Raw genomic sequence first — 24309 nt, 5'->3', positions numbered from 1 at the left:
TATTATGCTGTAATTATGGTACAATAAGTGACGGATGATTGTAGTTATTGCTTCAGGAAAGCCTTCACAGGAAGGATTGAAAGGAATTGTTTACAAGTCAACTCTTGACGATACGTCATTCGGAGATGAAGGATGCTCCTGATCTGATTGCGCTGGATGAATTGGTATGGAATGAACGCACGGCTCCCGCTTCGCTGTCCTGGAAGTCGCGCGGGGAGTTTCTGCGTAATACGCCTCCAGGCTCTCAACTGGTCGCCATCGAACAGGAAGTACTCTGCGGGTATATTGGATTTCGTCCTCCAACGCTGTTGGCTAGTAATTGTCATGTACTCGAAATAAATATAGCTGTACATCCAGCTTATCATCGCAAAGGCATTGGGACAGCGCTCATGAACTCCATGAAGGATATTGCAGCTGCGGAGGGCATACGTAAGTTGAGTTTGCGTGTACTCTCATGCAACACGGAAGCCCTTATGTTTTATGAAAAAAGTGGTTTCGCGATTGAAGGACGTTTGCATGAGGAGTTTTACATAGCAGGCCAATTCGTAGATGATGTGTTAATGGCCTATTTCTTAAAATAGGCGGGAGGCTACAGACAGCAATTCGGTTGTATGCCCGGCCTAAACCAACAACGCCGCAGACCTGAGCAGGTCTGCGGCGTTGTTGTACAATACAATATTACCGAAGTTGCTTCCATTCATTTTGGAGCATACCGTACACTGCGTGGTTCATGTAGCCGTCGGGCAGCAATTCCGCTTCGCGTACAATGCCTTCGAGCACAAAGCCCAAACGTTCCGGAATACCGCGGCTGCGGCGGTTCGTCGTTGCAGAGCGGATTTCGACCCGATGCAAGTCCAGCTCCATCAAAGCATATTCAACGAATACGCGGCAGGCGCTGGTCATTAGACCTTGTCCTTCGTACCCGTGTCCAAGCCAGTATCCGATGCTAACGGAGCGGTGAGTCCAATTGATCTCATGGTAGCTGATGATGCCAGCAAGCTCGTTGTCTATCCAAATTCCGGCGGTCAGACTACCGTTCTCTGCGGCTTGTTTCAAGGCGCCCTGCACGAACTGCTCTGTGTGGCTGATTTCCGTGGTAGAGTCTACCCATGGAAGCCATTGACGCAGGCGGTCACGGGACATTTCGATCAGCTCAAACAGAGGCTGCACATGCTCCTTGGTGAGCGGCCGAAGGACTGTGCGTTCGTCCAACGCATATGTAAACATGATTGATCCCCTCTTTCACTCGGAAAATCGCTAAACCAGCCAGTCTAGCATTTAATCCCATGCTACCTTATTCTGCGAGAGTCGTCAAAAGGGAGAGGAAGCTTCAAATTCAATAGGTCCCACCCGGAACCGTTCATGCTCGTATACATATCTCAGATCCAAATCCCCTACAAATTCGGTTGGGGATACACTGCCAGATACAGTGGCTTGCAGAGGAAGCTGTTCGGCATCATACATTACGACAGAGCTAAAATCGAGATGCTTTGTAAATTGGGCTGGATCATCGTAAAATACTGATGCTTTAGGGTCCATCGTGTGTGTGACACCGTCAATCGTGACAGCAATATGAACCTGGCGGTTGTGGTCACGTGGCTCCACTGAGCTGTGAACGCGCTGGGACACAGCATCTGCTGCCGATTCGACTGCATATTCTTCCATCGTCCGTGCGTTAACAATATGCAACTCCTGCAATTCGACACCCGTTCCCGAGGCACGCGTGAGGACCACGACGGCTTCACGCACACCATCCCCGTTCACATCCCTATAGTATAATTGTGGTGCGGTGGAAATATCTGCCGAGCCCGACCATCGGAATGTGTGGCGTTGTTGGCCGATTTCCAATACAGCTGAATGGAATAATCCCTGTGACGGACTAACAGCATATAAGCGGACGGATGAGTCTTCTGGAGCGCTGGCTAGTGGACGAGATTGTACAGTTCCGTTCACCGGGTCCGGTGAAGGATGGCCGGAAGTCATGACGGAAGAGGACAAAAGCATAGACAGCAGGATCACAATGAGCAGCTTAAACACGGGTGGGTCTCCTTTTCCGGGCAAAATAAAAGATATATACACTATAACGAATTTATTTGCCGAAAATGTTAACTCTTTTTCATAACTTGTCACTTTTTTTGCTGAAGAGAGCATAAGGATTTTCATTTTATTGAGTTATGCGGTGTGAAAGGGTATATTTAAGGGAACATGTTTTACACAGATTATACGGAAGAAAGGTTGATTAGCGTGGAGAAGCCGATCACTCCCCCCAATTTTATTAAAAATGTTATTGAAGAAGATCTACGTACGGGTAAGGTAAAGGAGGTTGTTACACGATTTCCGCCTGAGCCAAACGGATATTTGCATATTGGACATGCCAAAGCTATCTGGATCAATTTCTCGTTAGGAGATGAATTCGGAGGACGCACCAATCTGCGTTTTGACGACACCAATCCGGCGAAGGAAGACACGGAATACGTGAACTCCATTCAAGAGGACGTGAAGTGGCTCGGTTATGAATGGGAGGAAAAACACTTTGCCTCCAATTATTTCGAAGAAATGTACAAGCGTGCCATCCTGCTGATCCAAAAGGGTAAAGCTTATGTGGATGATCAAAGCGCGGACCAAATCCGTGAAACTCGTGGCACACTGACCGAACCGGGGCAAAATAGTCCTTATCGGGATCGCAGTGTGGAAGATAATCTGAAGCTATTTGAAGAGATGCGTGCAGGCAAATACCAAAATGGTGAAAAGGTGTTGCGTGCCAAAATTGATATGGCTTCGGGAAACATTAATTTACGTGATCCGATTATTTACCGTATTTCACACACAGCACATCACAATACAGGCGACACATGGTGTATCTATCCAATGTACTCCTATGCTCATCCGCTGGAAGATGCGATTGAGGGAGTAACGCACTCACTCTGTTCGCTGGAATTCGAAGATCAGCGCCCGCTGTACGATTGGGTTGTAGCTGAATGTGAGATGGAAAAGGTACCGCACCAATATGAATTTGGACGGCTGAACCTGGCCCAAACCGTAACCAGCAAACGTAAGCTTAAGCTTCTGGTCGATGAAAAGCACGTAGATGGTTGGGATGATCCTCGTATGCCGACGATTTCCGGTTTACGTCGTCGCGGCTATACACCGGAGGCCATCCGCAGCTTCGTATATGAGACAGGTATTTCCAAAGCCTACGGAGTCATCGATTTGCAGGTGCTGGAGCATTTTGTACGTGAGGATTTGAAGCTTAAGGCACCTCGCACCATGGCAGTCATAGATCCGTTGAAGGTGGTTATCACAAACTATCCTGAAGGACAAGTTGAAATGCTGGAGGCGGAAAATAATACGGAAAATCCGGAACTCGGTACACGTCAAATTCCGTTTTCCCGGGAAATTTATATCGAGCGTGAGGACTTCATGGAGAATCCGCCGAGCAAATACTTCCGTTTGTTCCCTGGTAATGAAGTACGTCTCAAACATGCTTACTTCATTAAATGCAACGATGTGATTAAGGACGCAGACGGAAATGTAACGGAAATCCACTGTACCTATGATGTAGAAACCAAGAGCGGATCAGGCTTTACTGGACGTAAAGTGAAAGGCACGATCCACTGGGTAGAGGCTACTCAAGCGGTTCCTGCCGAATTCCGTTTGTATGAGCCTTTGATTAACGCAGAGGACACGGAAGAGATTGAAGAGGATGCATCAGAAAAAACATTCCTTGACCAATTGAATCCGAACTCATTGGAAATTGCTCATGGCTATGTCGAGCCGAACATGAAAGAAGCTCAATCACAGGACAAGTTCCAATTTTTCCGTCATGGTTATTTCAGTGTCGATCCGAAGCTTTCCAAACCGAGTCAGCCTGTATTTAACCGTGTTGTATCGTTGAAAAGCTCTTTCCAATTGCCTAAGCAATAGGCTGTTGGAAAGTGTGGGAGAGATGGTAGCTTCGTGCGACCAGTTGAAAAGGAGTCTGCCGTTGGCAGACTCCTTTATTTTACGCATGCACGCTCTTTATACATTTGACGATACTTGCTAACAAGCCAGAAGGGAAGAGGGGATACCTCATTCCTCTAGTGTTGTTAAGGGGCACTTTCTATTCGTTTGTGCCCGCTGGCAGTCCTGGCTGATAACCGTTCTTGTACAGCATGTACCACATAATGGCAAATCCCGCAGAGCCAAGTAGGGCGAAAAAGACCCCTGCATGGTACATCATTTCTCCACCAAAGTTCTGGAATAGCCAACCTCCCGCAAAACCTGCTACGATACCGGATATACCACTCCAGGTCAAGGTATATACGGCCTGTCCGGATGATCGGTATGCTGCAGGGGTAAATAGGACGGTCAACTGGGTGCCTACATAGAAGTATCCACCGAAGGTGACGCAATGAAGTGCCTGAATAAACACGATCTGAATCGGGTCTGTGGCCAGAGCCATCAGTTCCCACCGTAAGGCAAACAGCAAACTGACGAGTGCCAAACAACCTACCATCACGGTCATCTTTTTCTTCAAGAAGCGATCAAACAGCAAAAATACAACAATTTCGAATACCGATGACATAAAAACAGCAAAACCAAGCATCTGTTTGGACCCACCCAGCTCGGTGATGTACAGGGACATAAAGGCGCTGTTGATCGAATTCGGGATGGATACAAGGATGCCCAATAAAATAAAGGATATAAAGTATCCGTTCATTAAAACGCTGCCAAAGCCACGCAAATGAATAGTTGCTGTCTCCACAGAGCTTTTTAGTGGTGGAATCGACAAGGTGCAGATCAATGCAGCCAGAAGAAGTACCGTAAAGATGGTGGATATGCTGGATATCCCCGTTTGGTCAATAACTACGCCGGCAACTGCCGCTGTCACAGCCCAGCCGAAGGAGCCCCATATACGGAATGAGCCGAATTTCCGGTCTGTGCCCTCAATATAGCTGAGAATTAGGCTATTGCTTTGGGCAAATAAAGGGCTTTGAAAAAAATAAAAACCAATCATTGACACATAAATCATGATATACGTATGGACATGAAATAAAGCTTGCAGCAATAACAAGGTACCTATAATCATAAATAGCAAAATACGTCGGAGGTTACGGCTCCGGTCGCTTGTATAGCCCCAAAAAGGGTTCGCGAATACGGATACAAAAGGTCCGATAGCCATCAGACTCCCGATCTCCAGCTTGTCCATGCCGATATCTTGCAGATACAACGGGAAGAAGCTGGAGAAAATGACCATAGCTCCATATAGAAAAAAATTATACAGTTTTAAGGAATATAGAGGAGTCTCTTGAATTTCTCTCTTTTGCAAGACAAGCCATTCCTTTCTTAGCCCGATAGAGAACTACGCATCGATGCCGATCTGTGGGGAGGTTCTTTATTCCAATGTATCATGTGTTGAAAGGGTTAACAAACCAATTAATTAACAATTATGTAATAATTAAATTTTGTTCAAAAAATTCATGATGCACATTTGCAATTGTTTTCAGAAAAAAAGGAGGGCATATTTGTGAAAGTGACTGGTATTATCGTCGCAGGAGGACGTTCCAGACGAATGGGACAGGATAAGGCTCTGCTTGAGATTGATGGAGCCACTATGCTTGAACGGATGTATACTACATTGCAGCAGGCGGCCCAGCGGGTTGTAGTAGTCACTCGTGACAACCAAGGATATGGCCTGAGTGGTATGGAAACTGTGTCTGATGTTTTTCGGGGCATGGGGCCCTTGAGCGGTATCCATGCAGGATTATCTGCATCTACTACGGAGTGGGGGATGGTTGTCGCTTGTGATATGCCCTTTGTACAGCCAGAGGTACTACATGATCTGCTCGCTGTAACTAAGAAGTGGACGGAGTTGCAAGGAACGAGGGAACCAGCATTGCAAGCAGTGATACCTTCTATGGATGGACGTATACACCCGTTGCTGGCTGTATACCATCGGAGCGTGCTACCGTCTGCCGAGGAATGTTTGCGTAGTGGACGGCTTCGTCTCACCGATTGGTTGGACAAGCTGAACGTTCGTTATGCGACAGTAGAAGATTTGCCGGGAGTGAGTGAGGACATGTGGCATAAGGCCGTGTTCAATATGAACAATCCGCAGGACTACCAGCTTGCTATAGAGCAGTTGAAGCATAGTATAAAACAGACCACGCAGAGCGTGAAGAATTTAAAGGAAATGCAAGAGGATTAGGCACGTACAAGCTTCCTGTTCGAGGACTATTTAGGAGAGAAAATACCAGAGAAATATAATGGGTTAAATTTGGGGGAATATATTTATGCTGGAAGCTATTATCCATGCTGTTTTATTGGCGCTGGGTTTGATTTTGCCTTTGGGAGTACAGAATGTATTTGTGTTTAATCAAGGGGCGTCCCAGTCGCGGTTTCGCAATGCACTGCCTGCTGTCATTACGGCGGGTGTCTGTGACACAATCCTGATTACGCTTGCGGTTGGGGGCGTATCTCTTATTTTGCAGCAATTTCTATGGCTCACGAACGTACTCTATGCGGCGGGCTGTTTGTTTCTGCTGTATATGGCCTGGACTTTATGGAGATCGAAGGCAGCTTCTTCGGAAGAAAGTCAGCCAATGCGGCCGAAACAACAGATGATTTTTGCTGCTTCCGTATCGCTATTGAATCCACATGCCATACTTGACACGGTTGGCGTAATTGGAACCAGCTCCCTTCAATATGACGGTGTGGAACGCTGGGCCTTTGGTCTAGCCGCCGTGTCCGTATCTTGGATATGGTTTATTGGTCTGGCAACGGCGGGGCGTCTCGTGGGACGTATGGATTCAGAAGGGAAGTTTGGGACTGTGCTCAACAAAATATCGGCCCTGATTATTTTAGGCTTGGCCATTTATATGGCGATAAATTTCATTACCAGTATGTGACCCAAGCCTGGTTAGAGGAAAAACTTCAATACAGCGAACACCCCGCTCATGCAAAGGGAACACCGATCAAAAATAGCATAAAGGCCAGACAGCCTGCACCATTTACACCGCCTGCAATTCGGGCGTCCCGAGGGTTGGATGGATTGTAAATCGGAAAAGCGCATAGTTGGAATATAGAACATTCGGAATCGGAACAACTGTGTTTGTGGTATGAAAATGAGCGAATGTGTAGATGAAATAAAAAAAGTGACGCTGAATTACAACAGCGTCACCGTAATGCCTTGCTCCAGACGCTTCACGTCCTGGAGCTCGATCTTCCCGGCCATGGCGTGCAGAGCTGCCGCTGTGCCGCAGGCCGCTCCCTGCCGTAGCATGGCAGGGAGATCCAGCCCCGTAGCTGCGCCGGTGACCAGCCCGGCGACCATGGCGTCACCGCTGCCGAGCGCGCTGACAATGTCCGCGTCTGGCAGGCTCACGCGGTAGCGCGCATCATGCGTTACCGCCAGCGCCCCGCGCGCGCCGAGCGAGATAACGGCCAGCTGCGCTCCGGCTTCCAGCAGCTTCGCTGCCGCCGCTTCAGCGGCATCCGGGCGCGCTGCGTCGATTCCCGCAAAGTGGGCGGCCTCGTCCTCGTTAGGCTTCACGAGGTCGGGCTTTCCGCGCATCCCCAAGCGCAGCGCCTCACCGCTCGCGTCCAGCGCCACCCGCGCGCCGCGCGCCTTCGCTAGCGTGCACAGCTCGGCGTATAGATCGGGCGGGCAGCCGGGTGGCAGGCTGCCGGAGAATACGACCCAAGCCGAATCCTCGGCAAGGGTCTCGATTTTGCGCCGCAGTGCGGCTAATTCAAGCGGCCCAACGGTCGGTCCGCTCTCAATCAGCTCGGTCTGCGTGCGCGCGGACGGGTCGAGCACGGTAATGGCGAGACGGGTTTCCCCATGTGCCATTTCGATGAAATCGGCGCTTACGCCTTCTGCACTCAACCCGTCAATGAGCAGCCGTCCGGTGTGTCCGGCAGCAAACCCGGTCGCTCGTACAGGCTCGCCTAGCGAGCGGATGACGCGGGCGGCATTCACGCCTTTGCCGCCCGGTACCGTCAGGCCGCCTTCAATGCGGTGGACGGCATTCAAACCGAAGCCTGCAACTGTGTAGATTTTATCCACAGCTGCGTTAAGCGTTACGGTGGTAATCACAAGGCACCACTCCTTTAAGATCAAAAATTTGCAGCATTTGATGCCATTCGCTTATGCTAAGATATTAGCTTTAATCCCAATGCTGCGGCAAGAATCATGGCGATGAATAAGACACGCAGTACGCTTTTTTGTTCACCGTACAAGAACATGCCTGTAATCGTGCTACCAACCGTTCCGATGCCTGTCCATACCGCATAGGAAGTCCCCATAGGCAAACTTTTCATGGCATAGCTGAGTAGAGAGAAGCTAAGAATAAAGGATAAGATCATAAGCACTAAGGACTTCCAGCCTTTGCCCACCGTAACTCCCTTCATACCGATGACTCCTAATACTTCCGAGCATCCCGCGATAACCAAAGCAATCCAAGCCATTATGCGCCACTCCCTTCCTGAACATCACGGTCGGTAACTAACTTCAGGCCGACCACACCTGCCAGCAAAAGGGCGATTAACAGCGTTTTGGACCATTGAAACGGTTCCCCGAATAGCAGCATTTCGCCTACGACCGTTCCCCCTGTCCCTAGTCCAGTAAATACAGCATATACCGTGCCTACAGGCAAACGCTTCGCAGCCTTCATGATCAAATAAAAGCTGGCCACCACAGCCAGCACGGTTACAGCCCAGGCGAGTATAGAATCCGCATGCTTCAAACCCGATACCCATACGACCTCAATCAGGCCGCCAACAAAGACGTAAATCCAACTGCGATTCATGATGAATATTCTCCTCAAAAATAAATTTTATAAGTTCGACGGCTTCATGCTTCATGAGGTGAGGTTAACGTAATCCCACGCCAAAAAATAGGCCATGCAGCGTCCAGTCTTCGGTGGTAGTTGACGCTTCCACTGTACAGGAGCTCCACCATGACTCCGTCCACCAGTGTCATAAAGGCTAAAGCCACATCCACTGGCTCCATATGCCCAAAGGGTTCCCGATCCCGTGCATTACGGAGGTGACGAGTTAATTTTCGCTCCATTTTGTCCAGAAAAGGATTAACAATATCCAGCACCTCGTTATACAACGATACAGGCGGAAAGAAGGAAAAGCGAAGCATAAACTTGGCTGAGTCGTTGCTCTCATATTCCTGTCCCATCCAAAACAAGAAGTCATGCAGGGTATGCTTAAGCGGCTGATCTTTACGTTCCGTAAAGTACTCGAAAATACGTAGATTCTGCTCTTGAAAAGCATACCTCGCTACCTGTAGGAACAGATCCTCTTTGCCTTGGAAATGCGCGTATATAGACGGTTTTCGGATACCGACCTCAGCGGCAATACTGCTCAAGGATGCTCCTTCATACCCATTGGTGGCAAATTGAAAAAGAGCGGCCTTTCGAATCTCTTCCATTCCCATTATTGTCACCTACCTAACGTTCGTTAGTTTATTCTTGCACGAAAAAAAGTAAGTGTCAACCCAGCATCATTGTGTTTTGTATAAAGCTTTTCTTTGGATTTTTTTATCAACATTTTAATAAAAAAGTGGGAAGAAATAAGGGGCTCATGTACAATATAATGAAGAATACTTGTCGAATGTAGTCCACTGGAAGTGAGGTTAGTTATGAGGCGAAGCTTACTAGCCGTATTGATCGCGGCTATGGTGTTTATTATTTATTATTTTGGCTTGTTTAATTACATCGGCAAAAATGAAGGAACTGTCATCAGTATTTTTTCCACCCTGACAGTGATCTCCATCAGTCTGATTATTTTTACGGAGAATCGTAATCCCTCCACTACGATGTCCTGGATTTTGCTGCTGGCATTGCTGCCAGTTGTTGGACTTCCTCTCTATTTTCTGTTTGGGCAAAATGTATTCAAGCGTCGCAAGTATGATAAAAAGGCATTGCGTGACCAACAGGCTTACGACCGCATAGAAAAGGATGCTTTGCGAGTCAAACGGGATCTGACCTGCTTTACAGATGAACAGCAGCAGTTGATGCGTTTGGCACGCAGACTGGCCCGCTCCCCGATTTATTTTGCGACCGAAACTCAAATTCTGAACAATGGAGATGAAACCTTCTCCACTTTGCTAGAAGAGCTGCGCAAGGCGCAGCATCATATCCATATGGAATATTACATTTTCCGTTCGGATGATATCGGTACCAGCATTCAGAAAATTTTGATTGAAAAGGCTAAAGCGGGTGTTAAGGTTCGGTTTATGTACGATGCGGTGGGCAGTATTCAGTTGTCAAAGTCATTTTTGAAAGAAATGAGAGATGCAGGAGTAGAGGTTGTTGCGTACGGCGGCGCTCGGATCTTGTTCTTCTCCAGCCGGGTAAACTATCGTAATCACCGTAAAATTGTAGTCATCGACGGTAATATCGGATTAATTGGTGGTCTAAATGTGGGAGATGAGTATCTCAGCCGCAACAAAGCCTACGGCTTTTGGCGTGATACACATATGATTGTGAAGGGCGAAGCTGTGCGGACGTTGCAGCTTATATTTCTACAGGATTGGCTTCACATGACGGGTGAGTCGGTGCTCGATAGCGAATATCTGTCTCCCAGTATTGAACCCATTACAGACGGAGGCGTGCAGATTATTGCTAGCGGCCCGGATAATGAGCGGAGAGTGCTTAAAAATCTGTTTTTCTCCATGATCACGTCCGCCCGAAAATCAGTCTGGATTGCCACTCCTTATTTTATCCCGGATGAAGATATCCTGACTGCCTTACGGATGGCTGCCTTGTCCGGGTTGGACGTACGTATTCTGTTTCCCGCAAAACCGGATAAATGGCTACCTTTTCTCGCGTCTCATTCGTACTTCCAGTCGTTACTGGAGGTTGGAGTCAAGGTATATGAATATGAAAAAGGGTTCCTCCACTCCAAGCTCCTCATCATTGACGGGGAAGTTGCGACCATCGGGACAGCCAATATGGATATGCGTAGCTTTCATTTGAATTTTGAAGTTAACGCTCTGTTAATTCAAACGCACAGTGTGCAGCAGATGGTAACAGACTACGAACGAGATTTGCATTCTGCCAGTCTGATCGTACCCGAAGAATTCATGAAAAAACGTCTGTTCAAACGTTTGATGGAATCGCTCGCGCGGCTGCTTTCACCGCTGTTGTAGGTCATAAACGAATTCGCTACAGCACTATTCGGTAGTTAAAATGTAGTAAAGCCTAAAATATCCTGTAGACGGTATATAATATCTTTCCAAAATGTTGAATGATCCTCGTAAGCTGCTAGATCCAAGCTGTATTCAGCCCCCTGATTATTCCATAGCTTATCGAAATAGGCCGCAACCTGTCGGGTCAGCTTGCTGTCCGCCGGAGCGGCCACCCACAATTCATTTTCCAGATTCAAATCATCCAGATTACGGGGCGTCAGATTGGTAGAGCCACCCCAAATGATATGCTCTCCTTGCGCCTTGGCGATATAAATCAGCTTGGTATGGAATTGCTCATGGGTGGTATGATACCAGCGAATTTGAATGTTCCCGCCCGATTTATCGGACAACTCTTGGGCAACCGGACGATTGGGGATGCCGATTTTTTCCTGACCAAACGCGTTTTCATTGGGGTCCAGCAGTAATTGGATGTTTACACCGCGCGCAGAGGCATCCAGCAGGCTATTCAATACTTTGCGGTCAGCCAAATAAAACATGCCCATATGAATGCTGTCACCTTTCTTCGTTTGCCCGATGCCATCCAGAACCGAGGTGTACACCTTGCCCTCAGTTAGATATTTGATCCGGTAGCTGTCCTTACTCGATGGAACTTTGGGTTCGGCCTGTGGTGTATAGGCAGGAAGCTGCCCACCGCCCGAAAAGTCCAACACCGCCTGCTCTGTTTGTAAAATGTCTCCGATGATGGGCCCCTTCACCTCCAGCGCTACATTAGAGTGATAGGCGCTCGCGTCATGCACATTGCCTGTAGAAATGAGCGCTGTCTGTTCGTTGACAACCAATTTTCGGTGATTGGCCTTGACGTTTAACAGCTTAAGATAGGAGCGAGCCGTAACATCAGGTCCGTCACTGGCCATCAGGTTGGGAATCCAGCCTGTGCCCTGCTGACCGAACCATTGGAAAAAGGTACGCCACACCGCCGAATAGATGGGCGTAGAGTCCCGCAAGGGATCTACATCGGTCTGCACGACTTGAATCCCTGCTCGCTTCATATTTTCCAACAAAGGATTGGGAGCAGAATTATAGTTGGTATTGACTTCATCTGTAATGAAAAAGATAGGCATATCAGGATGAGCTTTCTTTTTGGCAATAAGATGATCGGTCATTTGTGCGCTAACTTGGGGGAAGTGCTGACCTTTATGCTTATAGTCGTTGAACAGAAACAGATCGATGACGATAAATTGCTCGGCTTCATCAATGATCCCGAGCATACGATTCAAAATTTGTCCTTCATGCTGTGCAGTATTACCATTCCCGGTGGGATAGGTCAAATCCGTCCAGAAGTTTACCTCATGGGTTGAATACTCCTGACTCTCATAAGAGACGAACGGAGGCAATGGTTTATGGGTCTGGTACAGCATGACGGCAATCAGCCAGAGGATAAGTACCAGAATGGCGATTTTAAGGGCACGGCCCTTTTTTTTAGTTCTTTTTTGATATTCCGGCACAGAATGCAGCGGATCACGTGTAATCATATGACGATCAACTCCTCAATTGAATGCTGCATTCCGTTTTACCGTGCCGGAACATGCAGTTTTATGTTGGGATACTGTCAAGTTATTAACGCAAGTGTGCAGGATTGACGCGGATGCTGAATGGAATGAAATGGAGGATGTTTTACTATTCATTAAGGACATATGTCCTTTATAGAGAGACTGCCCTATAATTTAATATATAGAAAAGTCATTTACATGGGGAGAATAACGATTTATGAGAGGAATCTTGTTTGCTTTTCTGGGAGGCGCGTGTATTACGCTACAGGGGGTAGCGAATACACGGATTAGTCAGGATATCGGTACATGGCAGGCGGCCACTGTTACTCAGCTAATAGGTTTTATTTTGGCAGCATTAGTCTGGATGGTTACAAGGGATGGCAATATGGCTGAAATGAAACAAGTAAAGCCAATGTATCTTTGGGGCGGTGCCTTTGCAGCTATTATTATATTTAGCGAAGTCACGGCAATCCAACATATTGGGGTTACGTTCACGATCTCGGCGTTGTTGATTGCGCAGTTGTGTTTAACCTTTCTGGTAGATATCAAGGGTTGGTTCGGTATAGTGAAGCAAAAGATGAAGCTGCCACAATTTATAGGTATTGGTATGATGATCGCGGGTGTAATTATTCTGAAGCTTTAAAATAGAAATTTAACTTGTGAAGAAAGCTTAGAATGTAGAGATTGAAGGTGAGCTTAGGAATGAGAGAAATTCAGGATCAAGAGCAGCTAAAATATTTTTTGCAGCTGCATGAGTTGGAATCCATACTCTACGAGCCACTACATCCTTATTTGTCGTTGCATCGTTTGGAGCAAGGGGAGCGGCTCTGTTCACAGGGGGACTCTATTGAACATTTATATATACTGGTGCAGGGTAAGGTCAAGATTTATACCAGTTCTACAGAAGGGAAAACCCTGATCCTTTGCTTCAAAACACCGATCGAGGTCATAGGAGATGTTGAATATATTCGGAGTAGTCACGTCATCAACACGGTAGAGGCAGTGTCTCCGATCTATGTGATCGGTATTCACCACCAATGGATGAACAAATACGGCAGAGACTATGCTCCTTTGCTGCAATTTCTGCTGGATGTTGTCACGCGAAAGTTTTGCCTGGACTCCGACTTTTCCAGTTTTAATCTCATGTATCCGGTGGAAGTCAGACTGGCGAGCTACCTGCTATCGGTTTCTTTTGACGAATCGAATACAGCTTTTCATGAGGAATTACGGGCATCCAGTCTGGTAGATGTGGCGAATTTGATCGGAACCAGCTATAGACATCTCAACCGTGTTATCCGCAAAATGATTGAAGATGGATGGGTTGAACGGACAAAAGGCTATATTGTCATTCGGGACAGAAAAGGTTTGAGTGAACTGGCAGGACATAATATTTATGAATCATTGTAATAGGAGCATGTAGTAAAAAACAGAAGAATATCAAGGATCATCAAGGGAGAGTTAACATATGTTATTAGGAATTGTATTGGCGGTTATCGCAGGTGCCTTGGTCAGTCTGCAAACGATATTCAATAATAAGGTGAATGAACGGACAGGATCGTGGGCCACAACAACATTGGTGCTGGGCACAGGGTTCTTGGCTTCCTTACTCGGGAGTCTTATTTTTGAAGGGGAAAATACATTTGCTTTACAGCATATGCAGCCGTGGTACTGGTTCAGTGGCATGATTGGTGTCGGTGTTGTGTTCTGTCTGGTACAAGGAATGAAACGACTTGGCCCGACCTATGCGATCTCCATTGTATTGACAGCGCAATTAGGGACCGCCCTGTTGTGGGATTCATTAGGATGGCTAGGATTAGAGAAAATTCCGTTTACCATTAACAAGCTGATCGGTGTATTGGTCATTATCGGTGGTATTCTTGTGTTTAAATTTGGACATTTTGCAGAAAAGCGGCAGCTCAATTAGGGGCGGCTTTTCTGTAGAGCTTCCAAAATAACTGGTTTATTGCAAATTTTGAACATGATCTATGGGGAAGAAAAAATGTTCACGATCGTGTATATATTTTTCCATCCATGATACAATGAAAGTATCTTAAAATAACCACTTTAAGGGCTACGATATTTGTATAAGAGACGATAAATAGATCGGTTACCGTGTTCGGGAACGGTCTTATTTGTGCTTCTTGAACTTGATACAATAAACAGAGTGACTTTGGATGAGGTGGAACATAGATGGGTAGTACAGAGAATAAAAAAGGAGCACCTGACGGCTTTAACAGATCCGGCTCTTTGTTGCCTGCCGCGCGGACAGGCGAACGGAAGATTGAGCACGTCCGCCTTTGTTTGCAAGAAGATGTGGCCGGACAAGGTATCACCAGCGGGCTGGAGCGGTATGTCTTTAAGCACTGCGCTCTGCCGGAGTTGCATTTTGACGAGGTTCGCCTGGATACTACTTTTTTAGGACAGGCTGTACGAACACCGCTGCTTATTAGCTCCATGACAGGCGGCAGCGCCGAGACAGGAGCGATTAATGAGCGATTAGCAGAGACAGCGGAGAGACGCGGCTGGGCATTGGGCATCGGCTCGGTACGGGCTGCGGTGGAAAGGGAAGAATTGGCTCCAACCTTTGCAGTCCGCCGTCTGGCACCCAGTATCCCGATCCTTGCTAATCTGGGTGCGGTGCAGCTGAACTACGGATTTGGCGTGGACGATTGTCGCCGTGCAGTAGACATTGCCGGAGCAGATATGTTGGTGCTGCATTTGAACGGATTGCAGGAGATTTTCCAACCCGAAGGGAATTTGGATTTTAGCGGCCTGCTTAATCGTATCGAGGAGTTGTGTCGTCAGCTTTCAGTGCCTGTAGGAGTGAAGGAAGTAGGTTGGGGCATAGATGGCGAGACGGCATCAAGACTGTATGATGCGGGTGCAGCCTTTATTGATGTCGCTGGTGCAGGCGGGACAAGCTGGAGCCAAGTGGAGAAATTTCGTAACCCTGATCCTGTGCGTCGCGCGGCGGCGGAGGCGTTTGCGGACTGGGGCAATTCGACCGCTGATTGTATCGTGGAAGTCAGAGCCGCTCAGCCACATGGTGCTCTGATCGGCAGCGGTGGACTGAGAGACGGTGTCAATGCAGCGAAGGTGCTTGCTTTGGGAGCTGACATGGCAGGCTTCGGGCGTTCTTTGCTCGGTTCTGCGGTTGCCTCTAGTGAAGCGCTGGAGGCACGTTTGGAGCAGGTCGAACTGGAACTCCGCACGGTCATGTTTGGCATTGGGGTAGATGGAATAGAAGGGCTCAAAGATACGACTCGACTAAGAAAGAAGGTAAATGGATGAGCGGACTTATTACATTGGTTCCGATGAATGCGGAGCAATATGATCGATTTGAACAACGCTCGCTTGCCGACTATGCGGATGAGAAAATCCAAGCAGGTACATGGACGGTTGAAGAAGCACCAGAGCGAGCGGCAGAAAGTTTTGCTCGATACCTGCCACAGAGACTAGACACACCTCATGCTCACCTGTATATGTTGATGTTTTCCGATGACGGGGGGCAGAGTCAGGAGGAAGCTGGCTACATCTGGTTCAATATTACGGACGGCGTGCAAGGAAAAGGAGCTTTTCTACTGGATATCCTTGTATACGATTCATATCAGGGGAGGGGTCTAGGTACGATGGCGATGGAGGCTTTGGAACAGGAGGCTCGCAGGCTGGGAGCTGTCCGCATCGGGTTGCATGTATTTGGGCATAATGAGCGAGCTTTGCATGTATATCGCAAGTCGGGCTATCGGATTACAGATATCCAGATGAGCAAAGAAATCTAAATAGGGATATAGTAAAATCCTGAATTCCATAACCGTATGCTTGCCGCGTGTATAGGTTCTCATATATAATGTGGGTTGGTAAACTAACGGATGGCATAACGCATATTTTATATAAACGGGAGTTGTTCTGATTATGGCTTTAAAAGCGGGGATTGTGGGCTTGCCGAACGTGGGCAAATCAACACTTTTTAACGCAATAACGCAGGCGGGTGCGGAATCCGCAAACTATCCATTTTGTACGATTGACCCCAATGTAGGCGTCGTTGAAGTACCGGACGAGCGGTTGGATAAGTTGACCGAACTGGTTGTGCCGAATAAAACGGTGCCAACGGCTTTTGAATTTGTTGATATTGCAGGACTTGTGCGCGGTGCGAGCAAGGGCGAGGGTCTGGGTAACAAGTTTCTGGCTCATATTCGTGAAGTGGATGCGATTGTACATGTGGTACGTTGCTTTGAAGATGAGAACATTACCCATGTAGACGGCAAAATTGACCCGATCAGCGACATTCAGACCATTAATTTGGAACTGATTCTGGCGGATATCGAAAGCGTAGACAAGCGTATTGAACGTTCCCGCAAAAACATGAAGGGTGGCAACAAGCAGTACACCCAAGAAGTTGAAGTGTTGGAGCGGATCAAAGAAACGCTATATGCTGATAAACCTGCGCGTAGCTTAGAATTGTCGGATGAAGAACGGCTGATTGTACGCGATCTTCATTTGCTGACGATGAAGCCTGTACTCTATGCCGCTAATGTTAGCGAAGATGGCGTAACGGAAGCCGACAGCAATCCATATGTGCAAAAGGTACGCGATTTTGCCGTGGCTGAAAATGCAGAAGTGGTGCCGATTAGCGCCAAGGTAGAATCTGAAATTGCTGAGCTGGAAGGCGAAGACAAGGCGATGTTCCTCGAGGAGCTGGGATTGGCTGAATCCGGATTGAACCGTTTGATTAAAGCAGCATACCGCTTGTTGGGCCTGTATACGTATTTCACAGCAGGTGTGCAGGAAGTACGCGCTTGGACGATTCACAAAGGAACGAAGGCACCGGGTGCTGCGGGCGTAATTCATACGGATTTTGAACGCGGATTTATTCGTGCCGAGGTTGTATCCTACAACGATTTAGTCGCTGCTGGTTCGATGAACGGGGCCAAGGAACGGGGGCAGCTTCGTCTGGAAGGTAAGGAATATGTAGTGCAGGACGGAGACGTTATGCATTTCCGTTTTAATGTTTAATATAAAATTTCTAGAGTACAATACTCGATTCGGATATATAAAAGACGATGTCTCAAGTATGTGTGTTCTAAAATGTGCTAGATAATGCGGTCGCTGCCTATATTAGGCGGCGACTTTTTTTATTGAATTACATGTCGTGTGGATTTTTGCAAAATCCTAAATTAGTCAGTATTTCTTGTAGCTAATTCATGAATTAGTTGGTATAATAAAGAGCTGTAGCCAGTGAAATTGAAGCTGGCTTCATATTAATTTAACTGAAGAGGTGAATCGCTTGTTGGACCGATTGCAATCATTGGCGGACCGCTACGATAAACTGAGCGAACTGCTCTGCGATCCGGATGTAGCGAACGATAGCAAAAAACTTAGAGATTATTCCAAAGAACAGTCTGATTTACAGCCTGCTTATGAAGCATATACCGAATATAAAAATGTCGTTGAAGAGCTGGAAGCTGCAAAAACCATGCAGGGTGAAAAGCTGGACGACGAGATGCGTGAAATGGTCAAAATGGAGATTGAAGAACTGAGTGTTCGTAAGCGGGAGCTGGATGAAAAAATCCGTATTTTGCTGCTGCCGAAGGACCCGAATGATGATAAGAACGTTATTATTGAGATTCGTGGGGCAGCGGGTGGTGACGAAGCGGCACTATTCGCAGCTGATTTGTACCGGATGTATACCCGTTATGCCGATACCCAAGGCTGGCGTGTAGAGCTGATGGACGCGAACATGAATGATCTCGGGGGCTTTAAAGAGGTTATTTTCATGATTAACGGCCGCGGTGCATACAGCAAAATGAAATTCGAAAGCGGCGCACACCGCGTCCAGCGGATTCCGACGACGGAATCAGGTGGACGTATTCATACATCGACATCTACAGTATCCGTTATGCCTGAGGCAGAAGAAGTGGATATTGAAATTTCCGACAAGGATATTCGCGTGGATACGTTCTGTTCCAGCGGTGCGGGCGGACAATCCGTTAATACGACCAAGTCGGCGGTGCGTGTAACGCATATGCCAACAGGTATTATGGCAACCTGTCAGGACGGAAAATCCCAGAACTCCAATAAGGAGAAGGCGCTGCAAGTTTTGCGTGCCCGTATTTCGGATATGTTGCGTCAGGAAGAGGAAGCCAAATATGCAGGCGAGCGTAAGAGCAAAGTAGGTACCGGGGACCGCAGTGAGCGTATCCGTACCTACAACTTCCCGCAAAGCCGTGTAACGGATCATCGTATTGGACTAACTATGCATAAGCTGGACCAGGTGATGAACGGGGAGATCGAAGAAATCGTATCGGCGCTCACGATTGCAGAGCAGGCTGATTTGATGGAACAAGAGGTTTAAGTTTTGGGGAACGAGCGCGATTGTGTGTATCGGATGTCGACGGAACGAAACATGAGTGTCAGAGAAGCCTTGGTTGAGGCTTCTTCTTTTTTAGGAAGCTGTGGCGTTCTGGAGCCCCAGCATAATGCCCGTTTGTTGCTGGAGCATGTGCTCGGATTGGAAGGTACGGCGTTTTACGCCGCTCTGGGTGATCCGTTCCCTTCCACCGCCAAGGAGGCGTGGGAACGGATCATAGCCCGCAAAGCTGCGGGTGAACCGGCGCAGTATATTATCGGACGGCAGGAATTTTATGGACGCCCGTTCGCGGTTTCGCCGTCGGTGCTGATTCCGCGCCCCGAGACAGAACTGCTCGTCGAGGCGATACTCCTGCACGGCGATCGGCTGTGGCCAAGCGGTGCTCCTCAGGCGCTCGACATCGGCGCGGGCAGCGGTGCGATTGCCGTGACGCTGGCGGCTGAGCGACCGAGCTGGCGCGTAGCGGCAGGGGATATTTCGGCTGCCGCGTTAAAAGTAGCGGCTTATAACGCTGCTGCGAACGGCGCAGCCGTAGAATTCCGCGAGGGCGATCTGCTGGCGCCATTTGCGGGAACGACGGTGGACATTCTCGTGTCCAACCCGCCGTACATCCCGGCTGCTGACATCGCTGGCCTACAGCCGGAGGTCCGCGACCACGAGCCACGGATGGCGTTAGATGGTGGTCCTGACGGGCTCGGCCCGTATCGGGCAATGCTGGAGCAGCTCGGACTCCTTCAGGCTCCGCCCCGGCTAATCGGGTTTGAGCTGGGGATGGGACAGGCCAGAGACGTGGCTGGCCTGCTGGAACAGGCAGGTCATTGGAAGAACATTATAATCGTTCCTGACCTTGCAGGGATTGAACGACATGTCCTAGGCGTCTCGGAGTAGTGGTGCATTTTCTTTTTGCGAGTCTTTCCTTTAGAATAAGAGGAGTATGACCGAGAAACGGCTCAGGGGGAAATCATGCTTCAGAAATTGAAAAAAATTGACGGTCCGGTTATCTTTATTCTGGTTTTGCTCATGGCGATTAGTATCATAACGGTATACAGCGCAGGTAGGGGCCCTACGAACTTGGCAGAGCACGGCAACGACTATCAAAAGATGATCGGGTATTATATATTGGGTTTTGTGGCGATCTTGGGTTTAGCGATGGTCGATTTTCGGATATTCATTAAAAAAGCCCTGTACGTATATGGAGGCGGAATATTCCTGTTGGGTCTCGGATTTTTTGGTGGGACGGTTAACAACTCTCAGGGCTTTCTGAAAATTGGTGGCTTGAATCTTCAGCCTGCCGAGGTATTCAAGCTGGTTCTTATCATTTTTCTGACTTATATGCTGATCAAAAAGCGCAAGAGCAGGCTGTATTTCATTCAGGATGTTCTTCCAGTGGCTCTGGTGAGCTTTGTCCCGTTTGCCATGGTTATGGCACAAAATGACTTGGGTAATGCGCTCGGTTACATTGTCATCGTCATTGGTATGCTATGGATTGGTAATGTGAAGGCATCCCATGCGTTAATCGGATTCATCGTATTTGCAGTCGCCGTTGGCGGCGGGATCAAAGCTTATATTTCGTTTCACGATGAGATTGATTCCTTTATGAAGGGGATTGGCCGTAGTCACTGGGTTGAGCGGTTGGACCCTTGGTTGGTACCGGAAGAGGCAACCGCGAAGGCGTCTTATCATACCAAAAATGCCAAGCTGGCGATAGCCTCTGGCGGGATGATGGGCAAGGGCTTTTTGCAAGGAACCTCGGTACAGTCCGGGCGTGTTCCTTATACGTATGCGGATTCTATTTTTGTGGTCGTAGCGGAGGAATTTGGCTTTGTAGGCTCTTCAGTGCTGTTATTGTTATATTTTATTTTGATTCACCGAATGATCCTGATTTCGCTGGAATGCCGGGATCGCGCCGGACCGTATATTATTGTCGGGATTGTGTCCATGTTACTGTACCAGATTTTTGAGAATATTGGTGCGTTTCTGGGCATTATGCCGCTTACGGGGATTACGCTCCCGTTCATAAGTTATGGTGGTACCTCGTTGCTTATTAACATGGCTAGTATCGGCTTGGTTATGAGCATTAAGGTGCACGGCCAAGAGCTGGAGGATGATCTGCCACAGCCTTCCAGATTGAACTTGACGAAGGCGAAAAAAGCCTAGTACAGTTGGATTGTGGCTAGATACTGATTGGTATTTGTGTGTGAGTTGAAACGGTGCAACGCGAGAGTCCAGATTGTGAAATCTGGGCTTTTTTATATTCCTCGGCGAGGGTCTGAAGCTTGGTGTAGCATGATTCGAGGGTGTATTGAAGAAAATCTGTAAAGTGGTTATGAATATTTTACAAGACTTATAGGTTTAGACTCTCCCAAACCGGACAAACTGATAGACATGATAGAGTTTGGGTTTGGGGGGACGAAGATGAGAAGTTGGGTAAAGCAAGCTGCAATGATACTATTTTGTATTTCGATATTAATGATGTCTTGGGAAGGTCAAAAGACGGATGCTGCTATGACCATGGGAACAAGAGGAGCCTTAGCATCAGGAGTGACTACAACAGGGCTGGAGGTGATTCCACACGACTCCATTCGACTGCGTATTTTGGCCAACTCGGATCGCCCGGAGGATCAGCTAGTTAAACGCGAAATACGGGACGCTATTGTGCAGCAGATGAATGCTTGGGTGAGTGAGTTGGAAAACCCGCAAAGCTTAGACCAAGCCAGATCATTGATTGATGCTCATTTACCTGAAATTGACCGTTTGGTAGGTACGGAACTGGCTCGTCGCGGCATTGCGTATGATCATCAGGTGGAACTGGCGAGCGTACCTTTCCCGACGAAAATGTACGGTGGTCTTGTCTACCCGGCAGGGAATTATGAAGCGCTACGGGTTACGCTGGGGCAAGGAAAAGGTCAAAATTGGTGGTGCGTGCTGTTTCCTCCGCTGTGCTTTATTGATGCAGGCAGTGGGGAAGCAGCGGCACAAACGGTATCAGCAAAAACGGATCATGGAGATAGTCGGACGAATACCACTGACAAGGAGCCGGAAGTGCGTTTTTTTCTGTGGGATGCACTTGCGGGACTGTGCAGCTGGGTGAGTGGCTTGTTTGCCTAAACGTTGAGGAGTGTAAGTTTCCCCATATGCTATAATGGAGCTTACGATAGATATACACATGGCAGAGCCAAATAAACTGATCTTTCAAAGTAGCCTTATAGGATCAAGCGAAATCACTGGCCTGTATACGACAATAAGATATGGGATGATCTGATATGAGCGATAAATTGAATCAAATGCAAGACTTGCGCGGAGATTTTGTGCAAAAGGAAAAATCGGAGCAAAAGCTGGACGAACAGGGGAATTGCGAGCTGAAGCAGGCATTGAAGTCTTCCCATACCCAATGGTGGGATGTAAGATGTTTGGTTCCTGTGAACAACACTGACGGGGGTGTTTCTGACGAAACTTCGGCTGAACAGACTCGGATCGCGGCGGAAAAAGGCATACGCGAGGCTGCTGTACTCCTCCAAGCTGGAGAGACGGTAGCCTTTCCTACAGAGACCGTGTACGGACTGGGAGCCGATGCTCGTAGTACAAAAGCGGTGGAGGCGGTATTCGCTGCCAAAGGACGCCCTTCCGATAACCCGCTCATTGTACATGTTTCTGATGCTGATCAATTAGAGGGTATGGTAGCAGAAATAAACGATACAGCCCGGGCGCTGATGAATATGTTCTGGCCGGGACCGCTGACTCTCGTATTGCCAGTGGTACCGCAGGCACTGTCATCGCGTGTAACGGCCGGGCTGGACACGGTTGGTGTGCGCATGCCAGATCATCCGATAGCGCTGCGCTTGATCGCTGAAGCGGGTTGTCCGTTGGCTGCGCCAAGCGCCAATCGTTCGGGAAGACCCAGTCCCACTCTTGCACAGCATGTGCGGGAGGATCTGGAGGGCCGCATCGGCGGCATTTTAGACGGAGGCCCCACAGGTGTGGGGCTGGAGTCCACGGTGGTGCAGGCGGCTGACGACGGAACGGTCACCATCCTGCGCCCCGGCGGCGTGACGGCTGAGCAGCTCGCTGCAGTTGCTCGCGCCGTCGTGCTGGACCCGGCGCTGGCCGCTACGCCCGGGGAAGACGCGGACAGCCCGGCGCCGCGCTCGCCGGGCATGAAGTACACACACTACGCGCCGCGAGGCCGCTTGAGCGTGGTACAAGGCCCGTCGTCCGTTGAGGTGACGGGCTGGATTCGCGCCGCGCTGGCGGAGGCTTCCGCCAGCGGAGAGCGCACAGCAGTGCTCGCGTTCGACGAGCATACCGCCGGCTACGCCGGAGAACGCGTCTACACGCTAGGCAAGCTGGACGCGCTCCATGAGGCAGCGCAGCGCCTATACGGCGTGCTGCGCCGCTGCGACGAGGACGGCGTCACCTACATTTTGGCGGAATCCTGTCCGCCGAAAGGATTGGGCGACGCCGTTATGAACCGCCTGCTTAAAGCGGCAGGTCACCGAATCGTCCGCCTGTAGCTTCTGTCGAATCAGAGCCTCTTATATTAAATTTTCCTCCCTCCTCTTCTCGGTATGGGGTACTTTCAGTGCATGCTTGTACTGATTTGCCCCTTGTCCGCATAACGTGTACAAGAACAGACGGATAATGGAGGGATGGAGTATGCTGGCAGCCTCTGCCCATGCCGGGCAGGTTGTAACGATTCTGATCATGGCGGTAGCGCTAGGAATGGATGCGTTATCGCTGGGCGTAGGGATCGGCATGAAGGGGATACGCCTGCGAGACGTGCTGCGCATCAGCACTGTTATTGGCTTTTTTCACATTCTGATGCCATTGCTGGGAATTTTCACGGGCCATTATATGAGTTCTTTATTAGGTCATGTGACGACCTACTTCGCAGGGGGGCTACTCATCCTTTTAGGCGGGCATATGGTGTATAATTCCTTCAAAGGGGACGGCGTACAGGTATTGGATCATCGTTCGCCTTTAGGTCTTTTGCTGTTTGCACTTGGGGTGAGCGTGGATTCATTTTCTGTAGGAGTGTCACTGGGGATGTTCCAGAGTGATCTGGTGCTGTCTGTTCTGGCATTTGGTTTTTGCGGGGGAGCAATGGCGATGTTGGGCCTACTGCTGGGTCGCAAGGTCAGCCGCAATCTAGGAGATTACGGGGAAGCAGTGGGCGGTGCCATTTTGCTGGCATTCGGCTTTATGTTTATGTTTTGATTTTAGCGCAGACAGTGTAAAATAAGTGCAGG

General features: G+C 48.6%; 25 protein-coding genes. 17 read left to right on the top strand and 8 right to left on the bottom strand.

Annotation, left to right across the window (positions count from 1 at the left end; genetic code table 11):
• The first annotated feature begins 86 nt into the window (after positions 1 to 86).
• Positions 87 to 581, top strand: a complete 495-nt coding sequence (locus ACYCS5_RS12490; RefSeq protein ID WP_069010031.1) for a GNAT family N-acetyltransferase — start codon at positions 87 to 89, stop codon at positions 579 to 581.
• A gap of 97 nt (positions 582 to 678) precedes the next feature.
• On the opposite strand, the gene ACYCS5_RS12485 is transcribed toward ACYCS5_RS12490, so the two are convergent.
• Complete coding sequence (locus tag ACYCS5_RS12485) at positions 679 to 1227, bottom strand: GNAT family N-acetyltransferase (RefSeq protein ID WP_029518539.1); 549 nt, start codon at positions 1225 to 1227, stop codon at positions 679 to 681.
• A gap of 84 nt (positions 1228 to 1311) precedes the next feature.
• Positions 1312 to 2037: a copper amine oxidase gene (locus tag ACYCS5_RS12480; protein ID WP_165146115.1), complete on the bottom strand. Its 726-nt coding sequence runs from the start codon at positions 2035 to 2037 to the stop codon at positions 1312 to 1314.
• 168 nt (positions 2038 to 2205) lie between these two features.
• Between ACYCS5_RS12480 and ACYCS5_RS12475 the strand changes: the two genes are divergently transcribed.
• A complete protein-coding gene (locus ACYCS5_RS12475) occupies positions 2206 to 3924 on the top strand; it encodes a glutamine--tRNA ligase/YqeY domain fusion protein (protein ID WP_238437806.1) in 1719 nt (572 codons plus the stop codon).
• A gap of 178 nt (positions 3925 to 4102) precedes the next feature.
• Here the strand turns inward: ACYCS5_RS12475 and ACYCS5_RS12470 are convergent, their stop codons facing one another.
• Positions 4103 to 5311: an MFS transporter gene (locus ACYCS5_RS12470; protein WP_165146118.1), complete on the bottom strand. Its 1209-nt coding sequence runs from the start codon at positions 5309 to 5311 to the stop codon at positions 4103 to 4105.
• A 198-nt stretch (positions 5312 to 5509) separates the two neighbouring features.
• Here ACYCS5_RS12470 and mobA point away from each other — a divergent pair, with 198 nt between their 5' ends.
• Both mobA and ACYCS5_RS12460 read left to right on the top strand, forming a co-directional pair.
• Complete coding sequence (mobA, locus tag ACYCS5_RS12465) at positions 5510 to 6190, top strand: molybdenum cofactor guanylyltransferase (protein ID WP_029518535.1); 681 nt, start codon at positions 5510 to 5512, stop codon at positions 6188 to 6190.
• Positions 6191 to 6275: 85 nt separating this feature from the next.
• The gene (locus ACYCS5_RS12460; RefSeq protein ID WP_165146121.1) at positions 6276 to 6890 is read left to right on the top strand and encodes a LysE/ArgO family amino acid transporter; all 615 of its coding nucleotides are present in this window, start codon (positions 6276 to 6278) and stop codon (positions 6888 to 6890) included.
• A gap of 257 nt (positions 6891 to 7147) precedes the next feature.
• Here ACYCS5_RS12460 and ACYCS5_RS12455 read toward each other — a convergent pair whose 3' ends face one another.
• Genes ACYCS5_RS12455 through ACYCS5_RS12440 form a run of 4 tightly spaced genes read right to left on the bottom strand, consistent with a single transcriptional unit; the run spans position 7148 to position 9430 of the window.
• Complete coding sequence (locus ACYCS5_RS12455) at positions 7148 to 8080, bottom strand: 1-phosphofructokinase family hexose kinase (RefSeq protein ID WP_459761132.1); 933 nt, start codon at positions 8078 to 8080, stop codon at positions 7148 to 7150.
• A gap of 56 nt (positions 8081 to 8136) precedes the next feature.
• Positions 8137 to 8451 (bottom strand): DMT family transporter, encoded by a 315-nt coding sequence (locus ACYCS5_RS12450; protein ID WP_165146127.1) that lies wholly within the window; start codon positions 8449 to 8451, stop codon positions 8137 to 8139.
• A complete protein-coding gene (locus ACYCS5_RS12445; protein WP_013312354.1) occupies positions 8451 to 8792 on the bottom strand; it encodes a DMT family transporter in 342 nt (113 codons plus the stop codon). The genes ACYCS5_RS12450 and ACYCS5_RS12445 overlap by 1 nt, the downstream gene beginning before the upstream one ends.
• Before the next feature lie 44 nt (positions 8793 to 8836).
• Positions 8837 to 9430 (bottom strand): TetR/AcrR family transcriptional regulator, encoded by a 594-nt coding sequence (locus ACYCS5_RS12440; RefSeq protein WP_069010026.1) that lies wholly within the window; start codon positions 9428 to 9430, stop codon positions 8837 to 8839.
• Positions 9431 to 9634: 204 nt separating this feature from the next.
• On the opposite strand from ACYCS5_RS12440, the gene cls reads away from it, so the two are divergent.
• Positions 9635 to 11146: a cardiolipin synthase gene (cls, locus tag ACYCS5_RS12435; protein WP_459761131.1), complete on the top strand. Its 1512-nt coding sequence runs from the start codon at positions 9635 to 9637 to the stop codon at positions 11144 to 11146.
• A 35-nt stretch (positions 11147 to 11181) separates the two neighbouring features.
• Here cls and ACYCS5_RS12430 read toward each other — a convergent pair whose 3' ends face one another.
• Positions 11182 to 12678, bottom strand: coding sequence for a phospholipase D family protein (locus ACYCS5_RS12430; RefSeq protein WP_459761130.1), 1497 nt, complete (start codon positions 12676 to 12678; stop codon positions 11182 to 11184).
• Between the two features lie 235 nt (positions 12679 to 12913).
• Between ACYCS5_RS12430 and ACYCS5_RS12425 the strand changes: the two genes are divergently transcribed.
• The 12 genes from ACYCS5_RS12425 (at position 12914) to ACYCS5_RS12370 (ending at position 24277) form a co-directional block, all read left to right on the top strand.
• Positions 12914 to 13339, top strand: a complete 426-nt coding sequence (locus ACYCS5_RS12425) for a DMT family transporter (protein ID WP_165146133.1) — start codon at positions 12914 to 12916, stop codon at positions 13337 to 13339.
• A gap of 59 nt (positions 13340 to 13398) precedes the next feature.
• Positions 13399 to 14103: a Crp/Fnr family transcriptional regulator gene (locus ACYCS5_RS12420; RefSeq protein ID WP_165146136.1), complete on the top strand. Its 705-nt coding sequence runs from the start codon at positions 13399 to 13401 to the stop codon at positions 14101 to 14103.
• A 58-nt stretch (positions 14104 to 14161) separates the two neighbouring features.
• Positions 14162 to 14620 carry a DMT family transporter gene (locus tag ACYCS5_RS12415; protein WP_165146139.1) on the top strand — a complete coding sequence of 153 codons (459 nt, stop codon included), beginning with the start codon at positions 14162 to 14164 and terminating at the stop codon, positions 14618 to 14620.
• Between the two features lie 266 nt (positions 14621 to 14886).
• Positions 14887 to 15987: a type 2 isopentenyl-diphosphate Delta-isomerase gene (fni, locus tag ACYCS5_RS12410; protein ID WP_459761129.1), complete on the top strand. Its 1101-nt coding sequence runs from the start codon at positions 14887 to 14889 to the stop codon at positions 15985 to 15987.
• The gene (locus ACYCS5_RS12405; RefSeq protein ID WP_459761128.1) at positions 15984 to 16475 is read left to right on the top strand and encodes a GNAT family N-acetyltransferase; all 492 of its coding nucleotides are present in this window, start codon (positions 15984 to 15986) and stop codon (positions 16473 to 16475) included. Before fni ends, ACYCS5_RS12405 begins: the two co-directional genes overlap by 4 nt.
• Before the next feature lie 133 nt (positions 16476 to 16608).
• A complete protein-coding gene (gene ychF / locus ACYCS5_RS12400; RefSeq protein ID WP_013312345.1) occupies positions 16609 to 17709 on the top strand; it encodes a redox-regulated ATPase YchF in 1101 nt (366 codons plus the stop codon).
• Positions 17710 to 17980: 271 nt separating this feature from the next.
• Positions 17981 to 19048: a peptide chain release factor 1 gene (gene prfA, locus ACYCS5_RS12395; RefSeq protein WP_013312344.1), complete on the top strand. Its 1068-nt coding sequence runs from the start codon at positions 17981 to 17983 to the stop codon at positions 19046 to 19048.
• 3 nt (positions 19049 to 19051) lie between these two features.
• Positions 19052 to 19951 carry a peptide chain release factor N(5)-glutamine methyltransferase gene (gene prmC, locus ACYCS5_RS12390; RefSeq protein ID WP_459761127.1) on the top strand — a complete coding sequence of 300 codons (900 nt, stop codon included), beginning with the start codon at positions 19052 to 19054 and terminating at the stop codon, positions 19949 to 19951.
• 75 nt (positions 19952 to 20026) lie between these two features.
• Entirely contained in the window at positions 20027 to 21220 is a 1194-nt protein-coding gene (locus ACYCS5_RS12385) for an FtsW/RodA/SpoVE family cell cycle protein (RefSeq protein ID WP_029518520.1), read from the top strand.
• Positions 21221 to 21478: 258 nt separating this feature from the next.
• Positions 21479 to 22171 (top strand): stage II sporulation protein R, encoded by a 693-nt coding sequence (spoIIR, locus tag ACYCS5_RS12380; protein ID WP_069010019.1) that lies wholly within the window; start codon positions 21479 to 21481, stop codon positions 22169 to 22171.
• Positions 22172 to 22326: 155 nt separating this feature from the next.
• The gene (locus tag ACYCS5_RS12375) at positions 22327 to 23574 is read left to right on the top strand and encodes an L-threonylcarbamoyladenylate synthase (RefSeq protein ID WP_340886628.1); all 1248 of its coding nucleotides are present in this window, start codon (positions 22327 to 22329) and stop codon (positions 23572 to 23574) included.
• Positions 23575 to 23716: 142 nt separating this feature from the next.
• Entirely contained in the window at positions 23717 to 24277 is a 561-nt protein-coding gene (locus ACYCS5_RS12370; protein ID WP_029518517.1) for a manganese efflux pump MntP, read from the top strand.
• Positions 24278 to 24309: the final 32 nt, after the last annotated feature.

Source organism: Paenibacillus sp. SEL3 (genome assembly GCF_054602585.1).
The sequence above is the reverse complement of the archived record's forward strand: the minus strand, read 5'-3'. Positions and strand labels throughout refer to the sequence as shown.